Raw genomic sequence first — 24,620 nt, 5'->3', positions numbered from 1 at the left:
CCGTTTCGGCGGTGGCGGCGGACCCGTTCGCCATCTCGCCCGCCGAGCCGAGGTCGAACTACACCTCATGCCCGGTTCCACGCTCGCCACGTCCGGTGCGCTTCAACACGACGAGGTGTCGGTGAGGTGGGCGAGGGCCCGCCGAATGAATCGTCGGACGGCGTCCGGGTCGAGTTCGGCGGCGAGGACGCATCGTTGGCGGTCGAGCGCGGTCCTGATCAGCTCGCGGTCCGGGCCTGGCACTCGGTCGAGAGCCCATCGACCACCGTCGATCTTGGACACGAGGGCGCCGTCCACCGCGAATCGCCAGGCACGACAGGCGTTGAGCACCGCGTACTCACCACTGGCGTGCTCGACACTCCAGCGCAGCTCGGTCACGAGTTGAGCGACGACGAGGTCATCGGCGACCGGGGCGAACACCGCGGCCGCGACGGGCCCTGGGCCGAGCGCGCGCCCGGCGCTGCGGCACACGGCGAAGTGCAGCACCAGGTCGGGGTCGCCGTCGTGCCCGTGACCGTCGACGACCTTGCTGCCCTCCGGCGCCGTGGTCATGTGCAACTCGAAAGCCGGCTGCGCCGTGGGGTGCCGGGCCACCGGCAGGGTGACGATGCTCAGCTCCAGCCCGTGGGCGGGGCAGGGCAGATGCCGGTCGCTCAGCCGTTCCACGGCGGCCGACCGTTCCGCTGCGCTGGTCGGCCCTTCGCAGACGGCGAGAATGTCGATGTCGCTTCGCCGGGCGTCGAACCCGCCGAGCACGGCGGAGCCGTGCAGGTAGACGCCCACCAGGTCCGGCCCGAACACGGTCGCCATCGCTGATGCGACGTTCCGGCCGTAGTGCTCCGACAACGCGTCCATGATCCGAAACTGTACGACCCCGCCGACGTGATCACGGCCAAGAGCGGCCACCCGCCGGCTACCACCACAGGTGTGGTACCACACCTGTGGTGGAGCGGGCTCGAACTGGGCTTTGGTCCCACGTCCGTCCGTTGTGGACGGCGGTCGTGTCGCTTGGGGACGTCAGCGACGTGCTTCGACGAGCCAGGCCGCCGAGTCGTAGTGGACGCCGGCGTCGGTGTGGTGGTCCGCCATGTCGGCCCGCAGCGCGTCGACCGCACGCGCGCGGGTGGCGGGGTCGAGGCCGTCGAGCATCCCGGCGAACTGGCCGCGGACGAACCCGCATGCGTCGTCGGGGTCGGGGCCGAAGTACATGGGCTCGGTGAGCCCGGTCAGCCGGACGTCGGTGAAACCGGCCGAGGTCAACAACTCCCGCGCCTGGTCGGGGTCCTTGAGGGAGCCCGGGGTGGGTGGCGGCGGCGGGGGCAGGTCGCGGCCGGCGGCGAGGACCGTGCGGAACACGGTGAGCCATTCGTTGCGCTCGTGCGGTTGCCAGGTCAGCAGGACGAGACGTCCGCCGGGGCGCGTCGCGCGGGCGAGGTTGGTGAACGCGGCGTGGGGGTCGCCGAAGAACATCACCCCGTGGCGGCTGATGGTGACGTCGAAGTGCCCCTCGGGGAACGGGTGGACCTGGGCGTCGGCCTGGAGGAACGTCACGTTCGGCACGTGTTCCCGCTCGGCCACGCGGGTCGCCAGGTCGACCATCCGCGAGGACAGGTCCACGCCGAGGGCGGACCCGGTGGTGGCGCGGCGCGCGGCGTCGCGTGTGGTCTGGCCGCCGCCGCAGCCGATGTCGAGGACGTTGTCGGCCGGGTCGATCGCCGCGGCGTCCAGCAGTCGGTGGTGGTAGCGGGCGACGCCGTCGTCGATGCGCTCGGCGCGGGACACCCAGTAGGCGCCCTCGTCGCCTTCCCAGGCGCGGAACTGCTCGGCGTTGGACGGATCTACCTGTACTTGGGCGGCCTCGTTCGTCACATGTCCCCCTTGATCCCGTGTCGGGCCACCCTATTCAGTGGCGCCGACGGTCGACCAACGGTTTGCGGGGGTTCAGTCGGTGTCGGCGAAGGCGGCGGTCGGGTCGCGGTGCGGGGTGCCGGTGGGCCACCACGTGCCGTCCGTGACGCGGTACGGGTACCAGCGGCCGTCGGGGCCGTAGCGCAGTTGTCGGTTGTGGACGGTCCAGTGGTTGCGCCGGACGGTGGGTTCGGGGAGTTCGCCGCTGTCCCAGGCGGCGCGGGCGCGGGCGGTGTCCGTCGTGGACGGTGTCCAGGGCTGTTCGAGGACGTCCAGGGCGGTGGCCCCGCCCTGCTGCCAGGCGCGGACGGCGCGGGGTTCGACGTCGAGGCGCTCGCGCAGCGCGGGGTTGGTGGCGGCCATCCGGATGTGGTCGCGGCGGTCGTCGGCGGCGGGCCACCGGCCGGTGGCGAGCACGTCGCGGGCTTTCGCGGCGGCGTCGGCGATGAGCAGCCGCAGCACGTCCACGTCGAGGCCGGGTGCGGGTTCGAACTCGGGCAGAGGGCCGAGGTCGCCGGGAAGCGGGTCGTCGGGCAGGTCCGGGACCGGCTGCGCGTAGGCGGCGGTGGCGAGGACGCCGGCGGTGGGGCGGGCGCCGGCGACGACCTCGTCCTGGTCACGTCCGCGCAGGAGCAGCAGCACCCACGGGTCGGCGTCGAGCAGCCACGACGCCTGGTGGCACAGCGCGGCGGCGTGCTTGCAGGGCAGTTCCCAGCCGGGGCACGTGCACTCGGGGTCGAGGTCGCCGATGCCGGGCAGCAGCGGCACGTCCGCGTCGGCCGCGGCGTCGGCGAGTTCGCGGGGCATCTCCCGGTCGAGCAGCGCGGCGAGGTGCCCGGCCTTGGCCGCGATCTGGGCCAGGAACCGGTTCCACTCGCCGTCGGTGAGCGGGGTCAGGTGGACGGACGTCCGGTAGGTGTCCTCGACGTCGTACACGGTGGCGGCGATGCGGCCGGGGCTGACGGTGATGGTGCCGACGAGCCCGGCGTGCGCGTACTTGCGGCCCTGCCGCAGCGGCGCCTGGTCCAGAGACGTGTCCTCCAACGCCTGGAGCCACGCCTTGCCCCACCACGACCGCGCGCGGCGGACGCCCTTGCCGAACGCGGGGAAGCCCTTGACGCGGTCGCTCACGTTCCGCTCCTGAGTTCGACCAGGTTGGCCAGTTCGTCGTCGCCGAGTTCGGTGAACGCGGCGTCCCCGCGGGCCAGCACGGCGTCGGCGAGGTCGCGCTTCGCCCGCAGCATCGCGGCGATCCGGTCCTCGATGGTGCCCTCGGCGATGAGCCGGTGCACCTGCACGGGCCGGGTCTGGCCGATGCGGTACGCCCGGTCGGTGGCCTGGTCCTCCACGGCCGGGTTCCACCACCGGTCGTAGTGCACGACGTGGTCGGCGCGGGTGAGGTTGAGGCCGGTGCCGGCGGCTTTGAGGGACAGCAGGAACACCGGGCACTCGCCGTCCTGGAAGCGCCGCACCATGTCCTCCCGCTTGGCGACGGGCGTGCCGCCGTGCAGGAGCTGGGTGGGGATGCCGCGGCCGGCGAGGTGCTTCTCGATGAGCCGGGCCATGGCGACGTACTGGGTGAACACGAGCACCGCGCCGTCCTCGGCGAGGATCGTGTCGAGCAGCTCGTCCAGCAGTTCCAGCTTCCCGGAGCGCCCGGCGAGCTTCGGCGACGGCTCCTTGAGGTACTGGGCCGGGTGGTTGCAGACCTGCTTGAGGCCGGTGAGGAGTTTGACGATCCGGCCGCGTCGGGCGATGCCGTCGGCGTCCCGGACCTCCGCCATGAGCTCCCGCACGACCGCCTCGTACAGGGCGGCCTGTTCACGGGTGAGCGAGACGGGCTGGTCGGTCTCGGTCTTCGGCGGCAGTTCGGGCGCGATGCCCGGGTCGGTCTTGCGGCGGCGCAGCAGGAACGGCCGGACCAGGCGGGCGAACCGTTCGGCGGCCTCGCGGTCGTGGTCGGCCTCGATGGGGCCGGACCAGCGGGCCTTGAACTGCGCCTGCGTGCCGAGCAGGCCGGGCGTGGTCCAGTCGAGGATCGCCCACAGCTCGGACAGGGCGTTCTCGACGGGCGTGCCGGTGAGGGCGACGCGGGCGCGGGCGGGGATGCGGCGCAACGCCTTCGCGGTGTCGGAGGCCGGGTTCTTCACGTGCTGCGCCTCGTCCGCGACGACCATGCCCCAGTCGACGTCGGCGAGCCGGTCGGCGTCCAGGCGCATCGTGCCGTACGTGGTGAGCACGAACCCGTCGTGCGCGATGTCGCGGCGCGGGCCGTGGAAGCGGCGGACCGGGACGCCGGGCGCGAAGCGTTCGATCTCGCGCTGCCAGTTGCCCATCAGGGACGCGGGGCAGACGACGAGCGTCGGGCCGCCGTCGCGGTGCAGGTGCAGGGCGATGAGGGTGATCGTCTTGCCGAGGCCCATGTCGTCGGCCAGGCACGCGCCGAGGCCGAGGGACGTCATCCGGTCCAGCCAGCGCAGGCCGTGCAGCTGGTAGTCGCGCAGGGTGGCCCGCAACGCGGCGGGCTGCTCGACGGGTGCGCCGTCCAGGTCGACGAGGCGGGACCTCAGCTCGTCCAGCCAGCCGGTGGCGGCGACCTCGACCACGACGCCGTCGATCTCGGTGGTGCCGGTGAGGGCGGCGCCGAGGGCGTCGATCGCGGTGACGGGCTTGACGGCGCGTTCGCGGGCGCGGCGGGCGAGTTCCGGGTCGACCAGGGTCCAGCGGTCGCGCAGCCGGACGACGGGCCGGGTGGCCTCGGCGAGCACGTCCAGCTCGTCGGGGGTGAGCGGGTCGTCGCCCAGGGCGAGTTGCCAGTCCACGGAGGTGACCTGGTCGGGGCCGAAGAACGCCGGCCGGTCGCTGGGCCGCTCCCCCATGACGACCTTCGCCGACAGGTCCCGCACCAGGTCCTTCGGCCAGTGCACGTCGACGCCCGCGCCGGCCAGCCGGACGGCGCCGGTGGTGAGCAGGTGCTCCACGTCGGAGTCCAGCAGGGCGACCTCGTCGGGCACCGGCTGGTCGAGCAGCCGTTCCAGCGGGGGCCAGGCGCGGGCGGCGCGGCGCAGGGCGACGGTGGCATCGGCCCGGGACCGCTGGTTCGCGGCGGCCCACAGCTCCGCCGCGTCCACCACGCGGGCCGGGTCGGCGAGGCTGTGCACCTGCACGACGGCGCGGAACGGGCCGAATCCCTCGATCCGCAGGGAGATCCGGACGCCCTGGTCGGCCCAGTCGCGCAGGTGCGGGACCTTCTGGGGCGCGTTCGCGGCGAACGCCGGGGCCCCGGCGGCGTGCACTGCCGCCGCACCGCGCGGCATGGTGTCGGCGACGGCGTCGAGGAAGGAGCGGAGCAGAGGTTCGGCGTCGGGCAGTTCGAGCGGGTCTCGGCCCGTCAGCGGGACGGCGCGGGCGTGCGGGGGCATGGCTTCGGCGAGGTCTCGGACGCGGGCGTGGTCGGCGGCGTCGAGCGGGCCGAGGAGCCAGGCGTCGAAGTCCCCGTCGGTGACGGCCGGCCGCACCCGGCCCCGGGAGACGAGTTGCAGCGCGACGACCACGGCGGCGCCCCAGAACGCGGCGGCGGGGTGGGCGTGCGGGGTGCGGCGGGCGCGGCTGAGCAGGGGGATGGCTTCGGTGACGGGCAGGCGGAGAGCGGGGACGTCGCGGCGGGTGCCGTCCGGGGTGGCGATGGTGAGCCGATCCTCGCCGAACCGCTCGTCGGCGCCGGGATGGGCTGCGGAGCGACGGTCCCGGTCCGAGTGCTCGCCCACGCGTGCCGCGGCAGGCCGGTCGTTGGCGAAGCGCTCGTCGGCGCCGCTGTGCCCCGGCCGATCCGGCCGGGCGTCGTGTTCGCCGGCGGGTCCTGGCGGGCTCTGATCGGGCGGGCTCTGATCGGGGTAGAAGGCGATCGTGGACGTGCGTGGCGGGTCGGCGGCCTCGAAGACGGCCGCGTACCGCTCCAACCCTGTGTTCAGCACTCCCCCTAGCTACTCAAGTTTGAGTATAACCCAGCTGCCGGCCTCCCCCGGCGATCCAGGCTCGCCCGCCATCCGGTACGCACCGGCCTCCAGCCGTTCGAGCAGCCCCCGCGTCCACTCCGCCCCACCGGCCGCCGTGTGCTCCCACAACCCGAACAGCTCCCGCACGTGCGCCGGCTCCCGCCACTCCTCCGCCTGCTTGCGCGCCGCGTCACGACGGCTCTCCAGCTCCGCCAACCGCTCGGTCAGCAACTCCACCGCCTCCGCCCGCGCCAACGACGGCAGCAAGGCCAGTCCCGCGGCGAGCATGTCCGGCCGGGTCTCCGGACGGCGCAGCGCGTCACCGAGGAGCCGCCGGTACTCGGCCTCCCCCTTGGGGGTGATTTCGTAATCCGTCCGACCGGGCGGCACGGCGTGATCGGCGAGGCAGCCGTCCTTCGTGAGCTGCTTGAGCGCGTGGTAGATCGAGCCCCATTTGACGTTGGCCCAGTCCCCCGCACCCCACGCCATCAGGTCGTTGCCGATCAGGTAGCCGTGAGCACGCCCATAACCGTGCACCACCCCGAGCACCAACAGCCGTGTAGCAGACATCTCGTCCTTGTCCGGCGGTATTCCGGTTTCGCATCACCGGTTCCGGGACCAGGGTAGATCGCCGAGGATGGAGCGGTGACGCTCGCCGAGATCGACGACGCCCAGCGGCGGGTCCGCCTCGGCGTCCGCCACCTGCTGGCCACCCCCACCGCCGCCTCCGTCGAGGACGTCGCAGACACCCTGGTGGGTCTGCACGCCACCGACCCGGCCACCGTGGTCCTGTCCGCGTGCGCCCGGATGGAACACCCTTCGGCGGCCGAGGTCGAGACCGCGTTCTACGAGCGGCGGACGCTGGTGCGGCTGCTCTGCATGCGCCGCACGATGTTCGCCGTCACCGCCGCCACGGCCCCTGTCGTGCAGGCCGCCGCCGGCGACGCGATCGCCGCGAAGGAGCGGCAGAGGCTGGTCCAGTACCTCGCCGAGGGCGTCGGTTGGGACGCCGACCGGCTGGCGGAGGTCGAGAAGGCCACGCTGGAGGCGCTGCGGTTGCGCGGCGAGGCGACCGCGGTCGAGCTGACCCGGGACGTGCCCGCGTTGCTGGAGCAGGTCGTGCTCGGCGCCGGCACGCCCCGCGAGATCCGGCAGAACGTCTCCAGCCGCGTCATCCGGGTCCTGGCCGCCGAGGGCTGGATGCGTCGCGGCCGCCCGCTCGGCACGTGGCTGAGCAGCCAGTTCCGCTGGACGCCCGCGACACCGTGGCCCGAGATCGACCCCGACGAGGCCCGCGCCGAACTGGTGCGCCGCTGGCTCGCGTCCTACGGGCCCGGCACCGAGGCGGACGTCAAGTGGTGGACCGGCTGGACGCTCGGCGCGGTCCGCAAGGCGCTCACCGCCGTTGGCGCGGTCCGGGTCCGACTGTCCACCGGCGACGGTTACGTGCTGCCGGACGACGTGGAGCCGATCGGGGAGCCGGAGCCGTGGGCCGCGCTGCTGCCGGCACTGGATTCGACACCGATGGGGTGGCAGGCTCGCGGCTGGTACCTCCCCGACCACCAGCGGTCACGCCTGTTCGACACCACGGGCAACGTCGGGCCGACGGTCTGGTGGAACGGCTCGGTGGTCGGAGGGTGGGCGCAACGCGCGGACGGCGAACTCGTTTGGGAACTCGTGGAGGACGTCGGCACGGAGGCGGCGGCCGCGATCGCCCGTGAGGCGGACCGAGTGGCGGTCCGGCTGGCCGGGGTGCGCGTGATCCCCCGCTTCCGGACCCCGTTGGAAAAGGAGTTGGCGAAATGATCCTCTTGCGGCGGTTGGACGACGAGGGAGTGGAGCGCCTGCTCGGCCTGGCGGTCGCGGACGCCGATCCCGCCGACGTGATGCCACCCGGCTGGACCGTGGACCGCCCCGACGAGTTCCGCGAGTTCTACCGGGGCATGCGGGACGACGCGTACGAGATCGTGGAGGACGACCGCACCGTCGGCATGGCCCGGCTCACCGTCAAGGGCGAGACCGGCATGTGGATCGCCCGCTGCGCCCGCGGGGCCGGCGTCGGACTGGCCGCACTGCGCCGCATCGTGGAGGAAGCACCCGGGCGCGGCGTGAGCGCCATCGTCGCGGACACCACCACCGACAACATCGCCGCCATCACCGTCCTCCGCAAGGCCGGCGCCATCCTCGACGTCGACGGCACCCGCGTCCTGGCGCACCTGCCCGTGCCCGTCGAACCCACGCCGGACATCGCCGACACCGGTGACCTCCTCCTCGCCTACCTCGACTTCTACCGCGAAGCCGTGCTCCGCAAGATCGACGGGATGACCGAGGAGGAACTGCGCACCAGCCGCCTGCCCTCCGGCTGGACACCCCTCGGCCTGGTCAAACACCTCGCCTTCGTCGAACTGCGCTGGCTGCGCTGGTGCTTCCGCGGCGAGGAGATCACCCACCCGTACGGCAACCCCGACGTCGAGGACGCCGAGTGGGTGATCGAAGGCGACGACTCCACCGACAACGTCCGCGCCTTCTACCGCGAGCAGTGCGCCCGGTCCCGCGACATCGTCGCCGAATCCGCCTTCACCGACCGTGCCGCCCACTGGGGCCAACCCGACGTGCCGCGCCCGACCCTGGCGTGGATCCTGTTCCACCTGCTCCAGGAGTACGCACGGCACGCCGGGCACCTCGACATCGCACGGGAGCTCAGCGACGGCGTCGTCGGCGCCTGACGGGACGGGTCACTTCGCCGACTTGCGGAGTTTGGCGCTGAGCGCGCGCCGGGCGACCGGGCCGAGGTCGTCGACCACCTCGGCCAGGGCCCCGAGGCGGTCCAGCGCGTCCAGCGCGGCGTGCGCGCCGGCGGGGTCGACGCCCTCGAACAGTTCCAGGCCGATGAACCCGGCGCTCACCGCGCGCGCCAGACCCGCCGTGTCGACGAACCCGGCCAGCGGCGAGTCGGCCAGCAGCCGCTCCAGCACCCCCTCGATCGGGGCGATCCACAGGTGCAGCGCCGCCGACGTCGCCTCGGCCAGCTTCGGGTCCGACTGCGCGCCGGCGAGCATCTGGGCGAGCACCATGACGTTGCCCACCGACCGTTCCTCGGCGTGCAGGCGTCGGCCCACGTCCAACAGCTGCCGCAGTGACGTGACCCCGTCCAGCCGGTCCCGGAACGGCGCGACCCTCGATTCGGTGGACGCCAGGCACGCGGCTTCGAGCAGATCGTGCACGCTGCCGAAGTGGTAGAAGATCAGGGCCTGGTTGACGCCGGCGGCGGTGGCGATCGTCCGGGCGGACGTGCCGGCGATGCCGTGCCGCCGGATCGCGTCGATCGCGCCGTCGATCAGTCGCTGTCGGGTGTCCGCCATGCCGCATACGGTAGGTGCGCGGTCGCACGGACCTCCTCCGGGCGCGCGCACAGGTAGGGGCGGGCCAGGACCAGCGCGGTCAGGGTGAGACCCATCCCGGCGAAGACCGGCGCCAGGTGGACGGCGTCGGTGTACCCGATGGCGCCGTGCACCGCGACCGCGGGGAGGAACCCGGCGATCGCGGCCAGTGCGAGCGACCACCACACCCAGGACTCGCCCCGCCGCCACCCCCACGCGCTGAGCAGCGTGATCGCCGTGGCGGCCGACATCAGCGCACCGCCGAAGCCGGCCCGGTCGTGCGCGACGAACGACAGCAGCCGGGGGTTCGCCGCGTGCAGCTCGTCCGGGCCGGTCCGCAGGAACTCCAGGTCACTGGCCACGAACACCTCCGTGAGACCGACCGCCGACACCACCGCGCCACCGACGAACAGCCCCAGCCCCGTGCACACCATCAGCAACTGCCCCACCAGCGCCCGGTGCCGCTCACGTTCGGGGCCCTCGGGTCGCGCGGTCCACTGTGGCCGGTCCGGGCGGCGTCGGGTCGCGGCCAGGAACATCGGGAACAGCACCACGGCGACCGCCGTGTGCAGCGGCTCCACGAACCCGAACCCCAGGAAGTACAGCACCGTGGCGAACCCGATCCACCCGGAGACCAGGTACGCCTCCCTGGCCCACGGCCACCCCCGCCGGATGCCGCCCACCGCGAGGCCGACGTAGAGCACGCCGATCGCGACCATCGTCCCGGCCATGGTGATCCGGTCGTGCTGGAGGAAGTGCACCAGGTGGTGGTTGATCCCGTGCAGCCGGTCCACGCCCATGCCCAGGAAGCCGCGGTCGTACCACAGCAGCACCGGCCCGAGCGTGATCACGGCGGCCCCCAGCCCGGCCCCGGTCATGCCCAGGCCGACCAGCAGACCCCACCACCAGGCCGGCCACCGCCGGGGATCACGGCCGACGTCGCGCAGGGTGGGCGCAGGACGGGTGGGCGTCACCGCGTCCGTGACCCGGGCGAACCAGCCCGGACCGGCCTCCACCAACACCCCCGGCGTGACCAGCACCGTCGTGCCCGGGTCGACGAGCGCGGCGGCGGCCTCGGCGACGGAGGCCGATCCCGTCCGGATCACGATCACGCCGTCGTCGGCCTCGGTCAGGACAGCGTCGACGTGCCCCGACAGCGCGGCCACCACGTCCGGTCCCGTCGCGCGCACCACCACCGGGACACGTCGACCCACCGCCGCCTCCCGCACCACCTCGACGTCCGCCGGGCCGACCGGAGCCACTTCGACCAGCCCGGCACCCAACAGCGGCAACGCGCGCACCGCGTCACGCGCCACGTCCGGCGGCACCACCGCGCCCAGCCGATTCGCCACCACCACCCCCGCGACCGAACCGGCCGACTCCGGCGGCGGGTGCCGGTGCCCGAACCCCCGCGAGATCAGCCACCCACCCCCGGGCAACGACGCCACCGCGGCCAGCGTCCGCAGCGCCGTCCGCTGCGACCGACGAGTTCCCAGCAGCGCCGCCGCCGCTCCGCGCAGCGGGTGGTACGTCCAGTCGGGCACTACACGCCCTCCCCCGACCCGCGCGGCGGCGTCCAGTCCAGGACGGACGCCATGGAACGCAAGGTCACCGACGCCGGGACCACCCTGGCGCCGAGATCACGGGCCCACACCGCCGGCGGCCACGACCACTGGGCGACGGCGCCGAGACGCGCCGAGCGGCGGACGACAGCCCGTGTCCGCGGCCCACGCAGCCCGTCGTAGCGGGCCAGCGCCGACTCCACGTCCGGGGTCTCGTCCAGGCAGGCGGCGAGGACGACCGCGTCCTCCAACGCCTGGCACGCGCCCTGCCCCAGCATCGGGTCCATCGCGTGCGCCGCGTCCCCCAGCAACGCCACCCGGCCGCGCACGTAGGTCGCCAACGGCGGCAGGTGGTAGATGTCGTGGCGGATCACACCGCCCTCCGGCGTCGCCGCCAGCAGCGCGGGGATCGGATCGGGCCAGTCGGCGAACCGGCTCGACACGGCCGCATGCTCGCCATCGGCGGCACCCCCTCGGGCACGGTGGCCGCCGCGAAGCAGTAGAACCGCCCGCCCGGCAATGCCGTGAACCCGAACCGTTCACCGCGACCCCACGTCACGGCGCCTTCCGCGGGCGGCTCGGCGACGGGCCCGGCGATCATGCGCCACGCGGTGTACCCGGCGTAGCGGGGAACCGCCGCCTCCGGCCACCACTGCCGCCGCACCCCGCTGTGCACACCGTCCGCGCCGACCACCAGATCCGCCCGCACCACCCCGTCCCGGTGCTCGACCACCACGGCGTCACCGTCCGGGCGCACGACCCCGTCCCGGTGCTCGACCACCATGGCATCACCGTCCGGGCGCACGACCCCGCCCCGGTACTCGACCACCACGGCGTCACCGTCCGGGCGCACGGCCCGCACCTCGCCGCCCGACCGCAGGCACTCCACCGGCAACGCCTCGACCAGCGCCCGCACCAGATCCGCCCGGTGCACCACCACGAGCGGCCGGCCGTGACGCCGCGCGATCTCCGCGTTGTCCAGCCGGGAGAGCCAGCGGCCCCTGCGATCACGCACACCGCCCGCCGACTCCACCGCCCCGAGCGCACGCACCCGCTCCTCCACACCGAGCGCCGCGAGCGCCCGCAGGGCGTTCGGCCACAGCGACAGACCGGCGCCCACCTCGCCGAACTCCCCGGCCCGCTCCAGCACGACGACCCGCCAACCCCGCCGGCGCAGCGCGACGGCCGCCGCGAGTCCCCCGATCCCGCCGCCACCACGACCACGGTGCGCTCGACCATCGACCCACCCCTTTTGAGCGATCGCTCAAATCGGAGGGTAGACGGTGTTGAGCACTCGCTCAAACAGCTCCTAGACGACCACCTGGTCGAGCCACCCGACCACGACCGTCGCCGACAGGTCCTCGTCCGACACGACCTCCGCGCGCAACCCGCCCCGCGCGAACGCCGCGACCGTCCCCGCCGCCTGCCGCGCACCCGTCTCCACCAGCAACCGCCCACCCGGCGCCAACCACCGCACCGCGTCCGCGATCACCCGCCGCTGCACGTCCAGACCGTCCACACCACCGTCCAACGCCACCAACGGCTCGTACTCGCGGGCCTCCGGCGGCATCAGCCCGATCGCCCCCGACGGCACATAAGGCGCGTTCGCCACCAGCACATCGACCCGGCCCAGCAACGACACCGGCAACGGCGCGTACAGATCACCCTCGTACACCGAACCAGCCCCCACGTTGCGACGAGCACAGCGCACCGCCGCCGGATCGATGTCCACCGCGTGCAACTCCACCCCCGCCACCCGATCGGCCACCGCCGCACCCACCGCACCCGACCCACAACACAGGTCCACCACCACCGCGCCCGGCCGCGCACCGGACACCGCCACCCGCACCATCAACTCCGTGCGCCGACGCGGCACGAACACGCCCGGCTCCACCACGACCCGCAAGCCGCAGAACTCCGCCCACCCCACCACGTGCTCCAACGGCAACCCGGCCACCCGCCGCGCCGTCAACACCTCGAACTCCGCGGGCGTGCGAGCGGCAGCGGCCAACAACCGCGCCTCGTCCTCGGCGAACACACAACCCGCCGCACGCAACCGCGCGACCACATCGACATCGGGAACCAGCATGGACAGCGCAACGCCTCTCGCGTAAGAACCGCGGGCGCCCCTACACCGCCACAACGCGGCCGGAGACGACCCGACATGCACCAGCAGAAATGGGTCCCACCTCCAAAATCCGCGTGAACGGCCACACGGTATCCCACCCGGAACGACCCTCAGCCGCCACCCGCGCGAGCCCGCGCCACCGCCGCCTCGACACCGTCCAACAACACGTCCAACCCCACCGCGAAATTGCGCACCGCGTCCCGCTCCAAATACGGCACGCACTCGTCCCCCTCCACCGCCGGCGGCTCCTCCGACCCGATCCACGCCGACAACGGAAACCGCACGGCGAAATCCGGCGCCACCTCCTCGAACACCGACGACCGCGAGAACCACCACTCCTCGTCCGTCATCCCCGTCTCCCGCGCCGCCTGCCGCGCGTCCGCGATCACCCCCGCCGCGCCGCGCACGAACTGCATCACCGCGCCCACCACACCCCGCAACACCGACGCGCCCAACCCCGTCGCACGCAGGATCCGCAACAACGTCTCCAGCATCGCGAACTCATGAGGCCCCAACACCGGCCGCGCCTGCGACACCTGCAACACCCACGGATGCGCCAGGAAGAACGCCCGCACGTCCTCCGCCCACGCCCGCAACGCCACCCGCCACCCGCCGTCCAACGGGTACTCCGCCGGCAACTCCCCCAACACCTTGTCGTACATCAGATCCACCAACTCGGCCTTGCTCGGCACGTACGTGTACAACGCCATCGCCGAACGCCCCAACCGCTCCCCCACCGCACGCATCGACAACGACGCCATGCCGTCCCGGTCCGCCACCTCGATCGCCGCGTCCAGGATCACGTCCACGCTCAGCCCCGGCCCCGCTCCCCCACCGGGCCCACGCCACAGCAGCCGCATCGACCGACCCGCGTCACCCTGCCCGGCGAAGACGGCCACTTGCCACCCCTTTACAGCCTAAAGTATCGTGCCCGCGGTCACCTTACGACATAAACAAAGCAGGGGGAAGCCAGGCGATGTCCGCACCAGCCGACAGCCACGACGTCATCCAGGTCCGCGGGGCCAGGGTGAACAACCTCGCCGACATCTCCGTCGACATCCCCAAACGACGACTCACCGTCTTCACCGGCGTCTCCGGCTCGGGCAAGTCCTCCCTCGTCTTCGGCACCATCGCCGCCGAGTCCCAACGACTCATCAACGAGACCTACACCGCGTTCATCCAGTCCTTCATGCCCAGCCTCGGCCGCCCCGACGTCGACGGCCTGCGAAACCTCAGCGCCGCGATCATCGTGGACCAGGAACGCATGGGCACGAACTCACGCTCCACCGTCGGCACCGCCACCGACGCCCACACCATGCTCCGCATCCTCTTCAGCCGCCTCGGCACACCCCACGTCGGCACCTCCGGCGCCTTCAGCTTCAACCTCCCCGAAGGCATGTGCACGCACTGCGAAGGCCTCGGCCGCGTCTCCACCATCGACGTCGACCAACTCGTGGACCGCACCAGATCACTCACCGACGGCGCCATCACCATCCCCGGCTTCACCGTCGACAACTGGTACGTCCAGACCTACCTGCAATCCGGCTTCTACGACCCCGACAAGAAACTCCAGGACTTCACCGAAGAGGAATGGGACGCCTTCCTCAACCTCGAATCCACCAAGGTCAAGATCGGCAAGACCAACGTCACCTACGAAGGCCTCCTGGTCAAAGTCCAACGCCTCATGCTCGGCAAGGACCGGGAGAACATGCAGCCGCACATCCGCGCCTTCGTGGACCGCGCGGTCACCTTCGCCGAATGCCCCGACTGCCACGGCGCACGCCTCAACGCCGCCGCCCTCGAATCCAAGATCGACGGCGTCAACATCGCCGACTGCTCCACCATGCAGATCAGCGACCTCGCCGACTGGGTCGCCAAGGTCAGCGACCGCTCCGTCGGCCCCATGCTCACCACCCTCAAGGAACTCCTCGACTCCCTGGTCGAGATCGGCCTCGGCTACCTCAGCCTCGACCGACCCGCCGCCACCCTCTCCGGCGGCGAGGCCCAGCGCGTCAAGATGGTCCGCCACCTCGGCTCCGCCCTCACCGACGTCACCTACGTCTTCGACGAACCCACCATCGGCCTGCACCCCCACGACATCCAGCGGATGAACGACCTCCTGCTCCGCCTCCGCGACAAGGGCAACACCGTCCTCGTGGTCGAGCACAAGCCCGAGACCATCCGCATCGCCGACCACGTCATCGACCTCGGCCCCGGCGCGGGCGCCAACGGCGGCCACATCACCTTCACCGGCACCGTCGCCGAACTCCGCGCCTCCGACACCCTCACCGGCCGCCACCTCGACCACCGCGCCCGCCTCCGCGACGACATCCGCGAACCCGCCGGCCAACTCCCGATCACCGGCGCCTCACTGCACAACCTGAAGAACATCGACGTCGACATCCCCCTCGGCGTGCTCACCGTCGTAACCGGCGTCGCCGGCTCCGGCAAGAGCTCCCTCATCCACGGATCGCTGGCCCGCCGTCCGGACGTCGTCACCGTCGACCAGGCGGCCATCCGCGGCTCACGGCGGTCCAACCCGGCCACCTACACCGGCCTGCTCGACCCGATCCGCACCGCCTTCGCCAAGGCCAACGGCGTCAAAGCCGCACTGTTCAGCGCCAACTCCGAAGGCGCGTGCCCGAAGTGCAAGGGCATCGGCCTCGTCTACACCGACCTCGCGATGATGGCCGGCGTCGCGTCCGTGTGCGAGGAATGCGAAGGCAAGCGGTTCACGCCGGAAGTGCTCACGCACAAGCTCCGCGGCAAGAACATCAGCGAAGTCCTCGGCATGTCCGTCACCGACGCCCGCGAGTTCTTCACCGAGAAGCAGGCCAAGGCGATCCTCGACCGGCTCGTGGACGTCGGCCTCGGCTACCTCTCCCTCGGCCAGCCCTTGACCACGCTGTCCGGCGGCGAGCGGCAGCGGCTCAAGCTCGCGATCCACATGGCGGAGAAGGCGTCCACCTACATCCTGGACGAGCCGACCACCGGCCTGCACCTCGCTGACGTGGACCAACTGCTGGCACTGCTCGACCGCCTGGTGGACGACGGCAACACGGTCATCGTGATCGAGCACCACCAGGCCGTCATGGCCCACGCCGACTGGATCATCGACCTCGGCCCCGGCGCCGGGCACGACGGCGGCCGGATCGTGTTCACCGGCACGCCCGCCGACCTGGTCGAGAACGCGTCCACGCTCACCGCCCAGCACCTCCGGGCCTACGTCGGCCGCTGACCGTCCTGGCTTGTTTTGAAACGAGCGTTCCTTGGTGTCAAGCGATGCCGGGAACGCTCGTTTCATTCAACACTGAAGTTATCGAGGTAGTTGATAATTCACTGGACCAGTGGCCACATGGCGAATCGTTCCCACGGCCGGCCGATTGTCCGGCCTCACCCGGTCCTCTAACGTTCCCGATCACGTCCGCGCGAACGTGATCGCAGAACCTCCACTCCCCGACGGAACCGAGCCCACATTCGGGTCCGCCGGTAACCCTGCATGAGGGAGAACCCTGCAATGGGAGACGTTCGCGGATCAAGACGAGCCCTGATCGCATTAGCCGGCGCGGCGGTGACCGCCATGGCGCTGGCCACCGGCGCAACGCCCGCGGCCGCCGAAGGCGACATTCTCGGCGCCAACAACCCGACCGCCATCAAGGACAGCTACATCGTCGTCTACAACGACGTGACCACCCAGAGCGTCGACGCGCTCACCTCCGACCTCAGCGCCAAGCACGACGCCAAGGTCGACTTCACCTACCGCCACGCGCTGAAGGGCTTCGCGGGCACGCTGTCCGAACGGGCCGCCCGCCGCCTGGCCGCCGAACCCGGCGTCGCCTACGTCCAGCAGAACGGCACCGTCCAGGCGACCGGGACCCAGCCGAACCCGCCGTCCTGGGGGCTGGACCGGATCGACCAGCGCAACCTGCCGCTGGACTCGACCTACACCTACCCGAACGACGGAACCGGCGTCACCGCCTACATCATCGACACCGGCATCCGGACCACGCACAGCGACTTCGGCGGCCGTGCCAGCTGGGGCACGAACACCGTCGACACCAACAACACCGACTGCAACGGCCACGGCACCCACGTCGCCGGGACCGTCGGCGGCACCGCGCACGGCGTCGCCAAGGGCGTCCGGCTGATCGCGGTCAAGGTGCTCAACTGCCAGGGCTCCGGCTCGTTCGCCGGCGTCGCGGCGGGCATCGACTGGGTCACCGGCCACCACACCTCCGGCCCCGCCGTGGCGAACATGAGCCTCGGGGGCCAGGGCAGCGACACCACCGGTGAGAACGCGGTCCGCAACTCGATCGCCGACGGCGTGACCTACGCGATCGCGTCCGGCAACTCCAACGCCAACGCGTGCAACTTCACCCCGGCGCGGGTCGCCGAGGCGATCACCGTGAACGCGTCGACCAACACCGACGCGCGCGCCTCGTTCTCCAACTGGGGCACGTGCACGGATATCTTCGCGCCTGGTCAGAACATCACCTCGGCGTGGATGACCAACGACACCGCGACCAACACGATCAGCGGCACGTCGATGGCCGCACCGCACGTCGCGGGCGGGGCCGCGGTCCTGCTCGGCGCCACCCCGTCGTTGACGCCCGCGCAGGTCGCCAACGCGATGGTCGCCAACTCCACCCTGGACAAGATCACCAGTCCGGGCACCGGTTCGCCGAACCGGCTGCTGTACGTCAACACCGGCGACCCCGGTCCCGGCAACCCGTCGGTCACCCCGCCGGGCAACCAGACCGGCACCGTCGGCACGGCCACCAGCCTCCAGCTGAAGGCCTCGGGCGGCGCGCCGCCGTACACCTGGTCGGCCACCGGCCTGCCGCCCGGCCTGACGCTCGCCGCGTCGACCGGTCTGATCTCGGGCACGCCCACCACCGCCGGCGCCTACACCGTGACCGTCACGGCGACCGACACCGCGAGCAAGTCCGCGAGCACCACGTTCACCTGGACCATCAGCCCGACCGGAGGTTCGTGCTCCGCGCCCGGTGAGAAGCTGGTCAACGGCGGGTTCGAGAGCGGCACCACCGGCTGGTCGAACGCCACCTGGACGATCGGCGCGTGGACCGGCGAAGGCTCACCGCGCACCGGCAGCCGTTCCTCCTGGATCGGCGGCTACGGCTACACCTACACCGAGACGCTGTCCCAGACCGTCACCGTCCCGGCGGGCTGCGCCAACACCACCCTGTCGCTGTGGCTGAAGATCAGCACGGCGGAGTACGAGCCGGCCGTGTTCGACACGTTCACCGTCAAGGCGGGCTCGACCACCCTGGCGACCTACACCAACCTCAACCCGTCCGGCTACGCCGTGCGCACCTTCAACCTGGGCGCGTACGCGGGCCAGAGCGTCACGCTGAGCTTCACCGGCGCGGAGGACTGGTCCTACCAGACCTCGTTCGTGCTGGACGACGTCTCCGTGACGGCGTCCTGATCCACTCGGGCTGAACGGGGAGGGCCGGTCTCGACCGGCCCTCCCCTCTTCCACGGAGCGATCTACCTCAGCAGCCGATCGGCGAGGAGCCGACCGCGACGTCGTCGTACCAAAGGGTGTTGGCGCCGTCGCCGTAGCTCTCCCAACCCAGCCGAAGGTCGGTGACGGCGGGCCGCCAGCCGGTCTTGCGCAGCCACTGGCTGTCGACGTCGGGGGTGGACACACCGTCGACGACCAGGCCCTCGACCACCCCGCCGTTCAGCGAGGTCGAGATCTTGCCCGCCGGGTCGACGGTGAACTGCACGCAGTTCCACTGGCCGGTGGGCAGCGGCTTGCTCTTCGCCACACCCGCCGGGCTCTGCTCGGGCAGGGTGGCGTCGTCGGACTCGCGGTTCCACTGGAGCGCCGAGTTCTGGCCGCCCATGCGCAGGTCCTTGCCGCCGTCCGCGGAGTCCTTCATGGCCATGAACGTCACGTGCGCCATCGGCAGGGCCGTGGTGTGGCGGACGTAGAACCGGCCGTGCACCGGGCCGGACCCGGACACCGGGGTGCCGAAGAAGATGTGGTTGCAGTAGCCGGACGCGCCGTTCACCCGCACCGACTTCGAGCCGCTGTGCGCGACCGAGTTGTCGATGGCCACCGTGCCCTGACCCGTGCAGTTGGACGCGCCGACGGTCCAGCGGCCGGCCGGGGTGGTCCCGGTCTGCTGCTCGAAGTCGTCGCACAACGCCGCCGTGCCGCAGCCGGTCGGGTTGGTCGTCGTAGTGGTGGTCGTGGTGGTGGTCGTCGACGTCGTGGTCGAGGTCGAGGTCGACGTGCTCGTGGACGTGCTCGTGGTGGTGGAAGTGGGCGTGGTGGTCGTGGTCGGGTCACCGCTGCACGAGACACCGTTGAACGCGAAGTCGGTCGGCGTCGCGTTCGTGCCGCTGTACGTCGCCTGGAAGCCGAACTGGGCGCTCGCGCCCGTGGCCAGCGAACCGTTCCACGGCATGTTGGACGCCGTCACCTGCGCGCCGGACTGCCTCACGTTCGCGCTCCACCCGGAGCTGATCGCCTGGTTGCCGGAGAAGGTCCAGGCGAGCGTCCACGAGGTGACCGGAGCGGACTGGTTGGTCACGGTCACGTTGGCGGTAAACCCGGTCGACCACTGGTTGAGCTTGTAGTCCACGGCGCAGACGGGAGCCGCCCCCGCAGGGCTGGTCCCGCCGATCACCACCAACCCGGCTATCGACACCACAGCGGCTACCGCCGCCAGCAGATTTCGCACAACAACCCCTTCGTTGTCGTTTCTGGGAGCGTTCCCAGAAACAGACTGTAACGATTCCGTCACCCCAATGGAATACTCCGGCTGCCGCAACGGTCGGTGGAACGAACGCGCGTACTACCCGGTCACCGGTCCAGCACGTTCACGGTGCCGCGTCCGCCGTCGACCCGGACGCGGTCGCCGGTCTTGATCCGGGTGGTGGCGTTGCCGCAGCCGACGACGGCCGGGATGCCGAGTTCACGGGCCACGATCGCGGCGTGCGACAACGGCGCGCCGACGTCCGTGACCACGGCGGCCGCGCGCGGGAACAGCGGGGTCCAGCCGATGTTCGTCACCGTGGTCACCAGGATCTCGCCCTGCCGCAGCAACGCGCCGTCCTCGACGTCGTGGATCACCCGCGCCACGCCCTCCACCACGCCCGCAGCGCCGGGGAAACCGGACACGGCGTCACCCAGGGGCTCGGCCGACGAGTCGTAGACGTCCGACCTGCGATTCGGGTCGGCGGCCCAGGTTTCGGGGTCGAAGTGGCCCCGGATCACCGTGGGGTACGGCGGCAGCGCGCGGTAGCGGTCGTAGGCGGCTCTGCGGGCCGGGACCGATGCCAGCGGGGTCTCGTCGCCTTCGAGGACGCGCAAGGTCTCCTGGAACGGCAGGAAGAACACGTCGTCGCCGTGCCCGGTCACCTCGCCCACCCGCACCAGGAACGCCCGCAGGATGCCGAACGTCCGGGCGAACTCCGACCTCGCCCGTTCCCGTTCACGGGCCAGCTCGGCGAGCTTGGCCACCTGGCGGCGCAGGGATTCCACCTTGCCGGGGTGGGCGGCGCGCAGCCGTTCCCACGCCGAGTCGCGCACGGCGGCCTGCCGGGCCAGCAGTTCTTCGGGGTCGATGCCGACGTCCTGCCGTGCGGGCCACTCCGGGTCCTCGGCCGGGCGCGGCGCGGACACCTCGAACTCGTCGGCGAACCGGTGGCCGTACTGCCGGACGTACGCCTCGCGGGTGATCTCGCCCCGGTTCAAGCGGGCCAGGCCCAGCAGCGGGCCCAGGCTTTCCAACTCGCCCGCCGCGCCGTGCGCTCCGGTGAGCAACGCGGTGGCGTCGTCCTCCCCCACCAGCTTCACGAGCCGGCGGCGGACCTTGTGCGACGACATCGAGCCGTTGCGCGCGCCCGCGTCGAACACCCTGGCGTCCACGTGCAGCACTCCGTCCACATCGGACTTCCACAGTGCGAGCAGGTCATCGGGTGTGGACGCGGCGCGGAAGGCGGCGTGCAGACGTTCGGCGCGGTCGGGCGCGGAGGCCAGCAGCCCGTCGATCTTCACCCGGTACTCACGGCCCTGCCGCAGGAACGGCCCCGCCGCGCCGATCGCCGCACGCAGCACGGCCAGGCGTGACATCGGCAGGCTCGGCAGCTCCACGCCGGGCGGGATGCGGCCGAAGTACTGCTCGGTCGTCTGGAGCATGAACCCGCCGAGCCCCAGCCCGAGCGCCGATCCGACGGCCAGCGCGACGCTGATGTTGAGGTAGAACCGGCCGCCGATGGCGCCCGTCATCGGGTGCCCGGCGATCGGTGGCTGAGCAAGCACCTTTGCGAACGACCAGGTGGCGGGCGTCATCACGCTCGGCACGGCTTCGCGCAGGTTCGCGCACGTCCACAGGTAGTCGCCGCGCAGGCTGTCGTTCCACACCTCGGCCCTCGCCTCGGGCAGCGCGGTGATCGGCCGGGCCTGCAACACCGAGATCCGACCGCCGACCACGGCCCACTCGACGTCCATCGGCATGCCGTACAGGTCCTGGATCCGCTCCCCCAGCCCGGCCAGCTCCAGCACTTCGGCGTCGGACAGCAGGTCGCCCGACCGCCGCACCACGCCGGAGGTCACCACGTACTCGTCCGGGGTGACGGTTCCGCCGACCAGCGCCTCACCCAGACCGGGCGCGGCGTTGACCACCGACTCGGTCCGCGCGCCGGTGACGGGGTTCGCGGTGAACAGCACGCCGGCGGCGTCGGCGGGCACCATCTCCTGCACCACCACGGCCAACGCCACGTCGGTGATGCCGTTGCGGGCGCGGTAGGCGATGGCGCGTTCCGTCCACAGCGACGCCCAGCACCGCTTGACGGCGTCCAGCACGTCGTCGCCGGTGACGTCGAGGAACGTGTCGTGCTGGCCCGCGAACGACAGGTCCGGCAGGTCCTCGGCGGTCGCCGACGAACGCACCGCGACCGGTCCCGGCGGCAGGGCGGCACGGATCGCGGCGGCGATCTCCTCGGGCATGTCCTTGCGCTCGAACTCGGCGGCGATCAGGGCCGCCGAGTCGTCCTCGCGCAGCGCGTCCCCGATCCGCGCTTCGATGTCCGCGACGAACCGGCGGTAGGCGTGCGTGGTCAGGTGGAAGCCGTCCGGCACCGGCAGGCCTGCGGCGGCGAGCCGGGCCAGCGAGGCGCCCTTGCCGCCCACCGTGTCCAGGTCCGCGGCGGAGTCGGCGAGCGGCAGCACCAGCGCGGTGGTCCCCATGGGCCGATCTTCGCAGAGCGATCCTGAGGGGAGGTCCCCGGCACGCGGACGTCCCCGCCCGCGCGCCGGGGTGCGATCAGGAACCGTTGGTGAACAGCAGCCGGTTGACCGTGCCGCCGGTGGTGCCGCCGCTGACGACGTTCGGCGTGGCGCTGGAGTTCAGCCAGTTGTGCACGGTGGCCGACGACTGGTCGCCGTACCGCTGCTTGTAGAGCGCGGCCACGCCCGCCACGTGCGGGGCCGCCATCGACGTGCCGCTCATCGTGCCCGAGCCGCCCGTGCGGACGGTCGAGACGATCGAGCTGCCGGGCGCGTAGATGTCGACGCACGGGCCGGTGCTGGAGAACGAGGACCGGGCGTCGGTGTTGGTGGAAGAGGCGACCACGCTGGCCGTCTCGACCTTGCGCGGCAGGCGGTCGCACGAGTTGCCGCCGGTGTTGCCCGCCGAGGTGGCCAGGAAGACGCCCGCGGCGATCATGTTGCGGATCGCGGTCTCCAGGCTCGCCGACGCGGTGAAGTTCCAGGACGTGTTGGCCACGGCGGGCTTGGTGTGGTTGGCCGTGACCCAGTTGATCGCGTTGATCGCCGCGGTGGTCGTGGCGCTGCCTGAGCAGTTCATGACCTTCACGCCGTGCAGCCGCACGCCCTTGGCGACGCCGTAGGTGGCGGAGCCGACGGTGCCGGCGACGTGCGTGCCGTGGCCGTGGCAGTCGGTGTTGTTGGTGTCGATGCCGTTGTAGTCGAACGTGGCCCGGCCGCCGAAGTCCGCGTGGCCCGGCGTGATGCCGGTGTCGATGATGTACGCGTGCACCCCGGCGCCGGTGTACGTGTAGGTGAAGCTGCGGGACAGGGGCAGGTTGCGCTGGTCGACCCGGTCGATGCCCCACGACGGCGGGTTGGTCTGGGTGGCGTCGAGCGCGTCGGTGACCAGCACGTCCTGCTCGATCGCGGTGACCGCCGGGTCGTGGCTGAGCTTGCGCAGCTGTGCCGGTGTGAGCTTGGCGGCGAACCCGTTGAACGCCGCGTTCCAGACATGGGTCGGCGTGACGCCCGCCGTGGCGGCCACGCCCGCACCGCTGCGGGCGGTGGCGTCCAGCGTGACGATGTAGGAGTCCTTGATCGGGTGGACGGTCGCGGACGCCGTCGCCAGGACGATGTCGGCCTGGTGCAGGGGTGCGGCGCCGGCGGTCGCTGTGGTGGCTCCGGTCGCGGCGGCTAAGGCGGCGAGAAGGGCAAGGGTTCTGCTGAAAGGACGCACGGAACGGCTCCTTCGGACGACCCCCGGCGAGCGCGCTCCGACGCAGGGTTGACGGAGCGAACGGTCACTCGTCCGTGGGTACACCGAGCAGCCTGACCAGCGGTTATCCCAAGGTCAACGAAGGTCGGCCGAACGGCCGCGACCGGTGTCACGCTCGGTGGACATAACCGACAACTGGTAACGCCCGGTTCGCTCGTGCGGGCGCTTGGCCAGGGCCGACCGTGTCAGCGCCACCCCCGCCAACACCACGGCCATCCCCACCACGATCCGCGCGGTCAGCGGCTCGTCGAGCACGATCGCGCCCAGTGCGACGGAGACGACGGGCAGCAGGTAGCCGACGGTGGCGGCGCTGGTCGCGCCTTCGTCCTCGATGATCCGGTAGTTGAGGTAGAAGGTGACGCCGGTGCCGAAGACGCCGAGGACGACCACGGCGACGATCGCGGTGGCGTTGGGGGTGGTCGGGGCGCCGTCGAACGGCATCATGACGGCGCTGAGGCCGGTGGCGGCGGTCAACTGGGCGGCCGACACCGCGATCGGGCCGCCCTTGCCGACGAGGTTGCGTCCCATGTAGGCGAACGCGACCGCGTAACTCGCCGCCGCGCCGAGAAGTGCCAGGGCTCCGACGCTGGTCAGCCCTTCCTGCTGCCACGGGGCGAAGATCAGCAGGACGCCGGCGAAGCCGAGGACCAGACCGGTCACGCGGACCGGCGTGAGGCCGCGTTCAGCGCCGATCATGAGCCCGATGAGCACGGCGAACAGCGGGGTGGTCGCGTTGAGGACGCCTGCCACGCCGGAGTCCACGGTCTGCTCGCCGATGGCGAAGAGGAGGAACGGCAGGGCGTTGCAGAAGAACGCGGCGACCGCCAGGTGACCCCACAGCTTGCGCGGCAGCCGCTGGCCGCCGGCACGGGCCAGCACCAACAGCACGCCCGCACCGAGCGCGCACCGGATCACCGTGATCTGCACCGGCGACAACCCGGTCAGGGCCAGTTTGATCCACAGGAAGCCCGACCCCCACAACAGGGCCAGCACTCCCATCCTCAGCACGCCTCGTCCGGTCACGGGACCACCGTCCCCCACGACCGGCTTAAAGAAAAGTGAAGCCTGCTCACCTCACGTTAAGCATCACTTAAACGTCGCGGGCTTCGCGGTGCCAGACCGTG

At 71.8% G+C, this 24,620-nt stretch carries 19 protein-coding genes; 4 read left to right on the top strand and 15 right to left on the bottom strand.

The window, feature by feature from the left end:
* Nucleotides 1-102 precede the first annotated feature (102 nt).
* The 5 genes from F4560_RS10615 to F4560_RS10595 form a co-directional block, all read right to left on the bottom strand.
* Nucleotides 103-855 carry an aminoglycoside adenylyltransferase domain-containing protein gene (locus F4560_RS10615; protein ID WP_184919060.1) on the bottom strand — a complete coding sequence of 251 codons (753 nt, stop codon included), beginning with the start codon at nt 853-855 and terminating at the stop codon, nt 103-105.
* Between the two features lie 162 nt (nt 856-1,017).
* On the bottom strand, nt 1,018-1,869 hold the full coding sequence (locus F4560_RS10610) for a class I SAM-dependent methyltransferase (RefSeq protein ID WP_184919058.1): 852 nt from the start codon (nt 1,867-1,869) through the stop codon (nt 1,018-1,020).
* A gap of 72 nt (nt 1,870-1,941) precedes the next feature.
* Complete coding sequence (locus tag F4560_RS10605) at nt 1,942-3,039, bottom strand: SWIM zinc finger family protein (RefSeq protein WP_184919056.1); 1,098 nt, start codon at nt 3,037-3,039, stop codon at nt 1,942-1,944.
* Nucleotides 3,036-5,882: an SCO1167/SCO6262 family helicase gene (locus tag F4560_RS10600; protein ID WP_512700344.1), complete on the bottom strand. Its 2,847-nt coding sequence runs from the start codon at nt 5,880-5,882 to the stop codon at nt 3,036-3,038. Before F4560_RS10600 ends, F4560_RS10605 begins: the two co-directional genes overlap by 4 nt.
* Before the next feature lie 9 nt (nt 5,883-5,891).
* Nucleotides 5,892-6,473 carry a PadR family transcriptional regulator gene (locus tag F4560_RS10595; protein WP_184919055.1) on the bottom strand — a complete coding sequence of 194 codons (582 nt, stop codon included), beginning with the start codon at nt 6,471-6,473 and terminating at the stop codon, nt 5,892-5,894.
* 75 nt (nt 6,474-6,548) lie between these two features.
* On the opposite strand from F4560_RS10595, the gene F4560_RS10590 reads away from it, so the two are divergent.
* Together F4560_RS10590 and F4560_RS10585 are read left to right on the top strand one after the other, a co-directional pair.
* On the top strand, nt 6,549-7,709 hold the full coding sequence (locus tag F4560_RS10590) for a winged helix DNA-binding domain-containing protein (protein WP_184919053.1): 1,161 nt from the start codon (nt 6,549-6,551) through the stop codon (nt 7,707-7,709).
* On the top strand, nt 7,706-8,629 hold the full coding sequence (locus tag F4560_RS10585; protein ID WP_221483445.1) for a GNAT family N-acetyltransferase: 924 nt from the start codon (nt 7,706-7,708) through the stop codon (nt 8,627-8,629). Before F4560_RS10590 ends, F4560_RS10585 begins: the two co-directional genes overlap by 4 nt.
* 9 nt (nt 8,630-8,638) lie before the next feature.
* Here the strand turns inward: F4560_RS10585 and F4560_RS10580 are convergent, their stop codons facing one another.
* From F4560_RS10580 to F4560_RS10560, 6 genes are all read right to left on the bottom strand, one after another.
* On the bottom strand, nt 8,639-9,265 hold the full coding sequence (locus tag F4560_RS10580) for a TetR/AcrR family transcriptional regulator (protein WP_184919051.1): 627 nt from the start codon (nt 9,263-9,265) through the stop codon (nt 8,639-8,641).
* Nucleotides 9,241-10,827: a hypothetical protein gene (locus F4560_RS10575; RefSeq protein ID WP_184919049.1), complete on the bottom strand. Its 1,587-nt coding sequence runs from the start codon at nt 10,825-10,827 to the stop codon at nt 9,241-9,243. The genes F4560_RS10580 and F4560_RS10575 overlap by 25 nt, the downstream gene beginning before the upstream one ends.
* Nucleotides 10,827-11,288 carry an FAD-dependent monooxygenase gene (locus tag F4560_RS46080; RefSeq protein WP_221483444.1) on the bottom strand — a complete coding sequence of 154 codons (462 nt, stop codon included), beginning with the start codon at nt 11,286-11,288 and terminating at the stop codon, nt 10,827-10,829. The genes F4560_RS10575 and F4560_RS46080 overlap by 1 nt, the downstream gene beginning before the upstream one ends.
* Nucleotides 11,216-12,022 (bottom strand): FAD-dependent oxidoreductase, encoded by an 807-nt coding sequence (locus tag F4560_RS43475; RefSeq protein ID WP_221484160.1) that lies wholly within the window; start codon nt 12,020-12,022, stop codon nt 11,216-11,218. The genes F4560_RS46080 and F4560_RS43475 overlap by 73 nt, the downstream gene beginning before the upstream one ends.
* 132 nt (nt 12,023-12,154) lie before the next feature.
* Nucleotides 12,155-12,934 (bottom strand): putative protein N(5)-glutamine methyltransferase, encoded by a 780-nt coding sequence (locus F4560_RS10565; protein WP_184919047.1) that lies wholly within the window; start codon nt 12,932-12,934, stop codon nt 12,155-12,157.
* 149 nt (nt 12,935-13,083) lie between these two features.
* Nucleotides 13,084-13,872 carry a TetR/AcrR family transcriptional regulator gene (locus F4560_RS10560; protein WP_184919045.1) on the bottom strand — a complete coding sequence of 263 codons (789 nt, stop codon included), beginning with the start codon at nt 13,870-13,872 and terminating at the stop codon, nt 13,084-13,086.
* Nucleotides 13,873-13,949: 77 nt separating this feature from the next.
* Between F4560_RS10560 and F4560_RS10555 the strand changes: the two genes are divergently transcribed.
* Nucleotides 13,950-16,211, top strand: coding sequence for an ATP-binding cassette domain-containing protein (locus F4560_RS10555; protein WP_184919043.1), 2,262 nt, complete (start codon nt 13,950-13,952; stop codon nt 16,209-16,211).
* A gap of 279 nt (nt 16,212-16,490) precedes the next feature.
* Nucleotides 16,491-18,422: a S8 family peptidase gene (locus tag F4560_RS10550; RefSeq protein ID WP_184919040.1), complete on the top strand. Its 1,932-nt coding sequence runs from the start codon at nt 16,491-16,493 to the stop codon at nt 18,420-18,422.
* Between the two features lie 67 nt (nt 18,423-18,489).
* Here F4560_RS10550 and F4560_RS10545 read toward each other — a convergent pair whose 3' ends face one another.
* The 4 genes from F4560_RS10545 to F4560_RS10530 all read right to left on the bottom strand — a co-directional run bounded on the left by F4560_RS10545 (nt 18,490) and on the right by F4560_RS10530 (nt 24,495).
* On the bottom strand, nt 18,490-19,689 hold the full coding sequence (locus F4560_RS10545) for a cellulose-binding domain-containing protein (RefSeq protein WP_184919038.1): 1,200 nt from the start codon (nt 19,687-19,689) through the stop codon (nt 18,490-18,492).
* A 122-nt stretch (nt 19,690-19,811) separates the two neighbouring features.
* Nucleotides 19,812-22,199, bottom strand: coding sequence for a PEP/pyruvate-binding domain-containing protein (locus F4560_RS10540; protein ID WP_184919035.1), 2,388 nt, complete (start codon nt 22,197-22,199; stop codon nt 19,812-19,814).
* Between the two features lie 76 nt (nt 22,200-22,275).
* The gene (locus tag F4560_RS10535) at nt 22,276-23,457 is read right to left on the bottom strand and encodes a S8 family peptidase (protein WP_184919033.1); all 1,182 of its coding nucleotides are present in this window, start codon (nt 23,455-23,457) and stop codon (nt 22,276-22,278) included.
* Between the two features lie 114 nt (nt 23,458-23,571).
* Nucleotides 23,572-24,495: a DMT family transporter gene (locus F4560_RS10530; RefSeq protein ID WP_184929045.1), complete on the bottom strand. Its 924-nt coding sequence runs from the start codon at nt 24,493-24,495 to the stop codon at nt 23,572-23,574.
* Between the last annotated feature and the right edge of the window lie 125 nt (nt 24,496-24,620).

The organism is Saccharothrix ecbatanensis, assembly GCF_014205015.1.
Classification (GTDB): domain Bacteria; phylum Actinomycetota; class Actinomycetes; order Mycobacteriales; family Pseudonocardiaceae; genus Actinosynnema; species Actinosynnema ecbatanense.
Note: the sequence above shows the minus strand (reverse complement) of the source record. Positions and strands in the feature narration are given on the sequence as shown.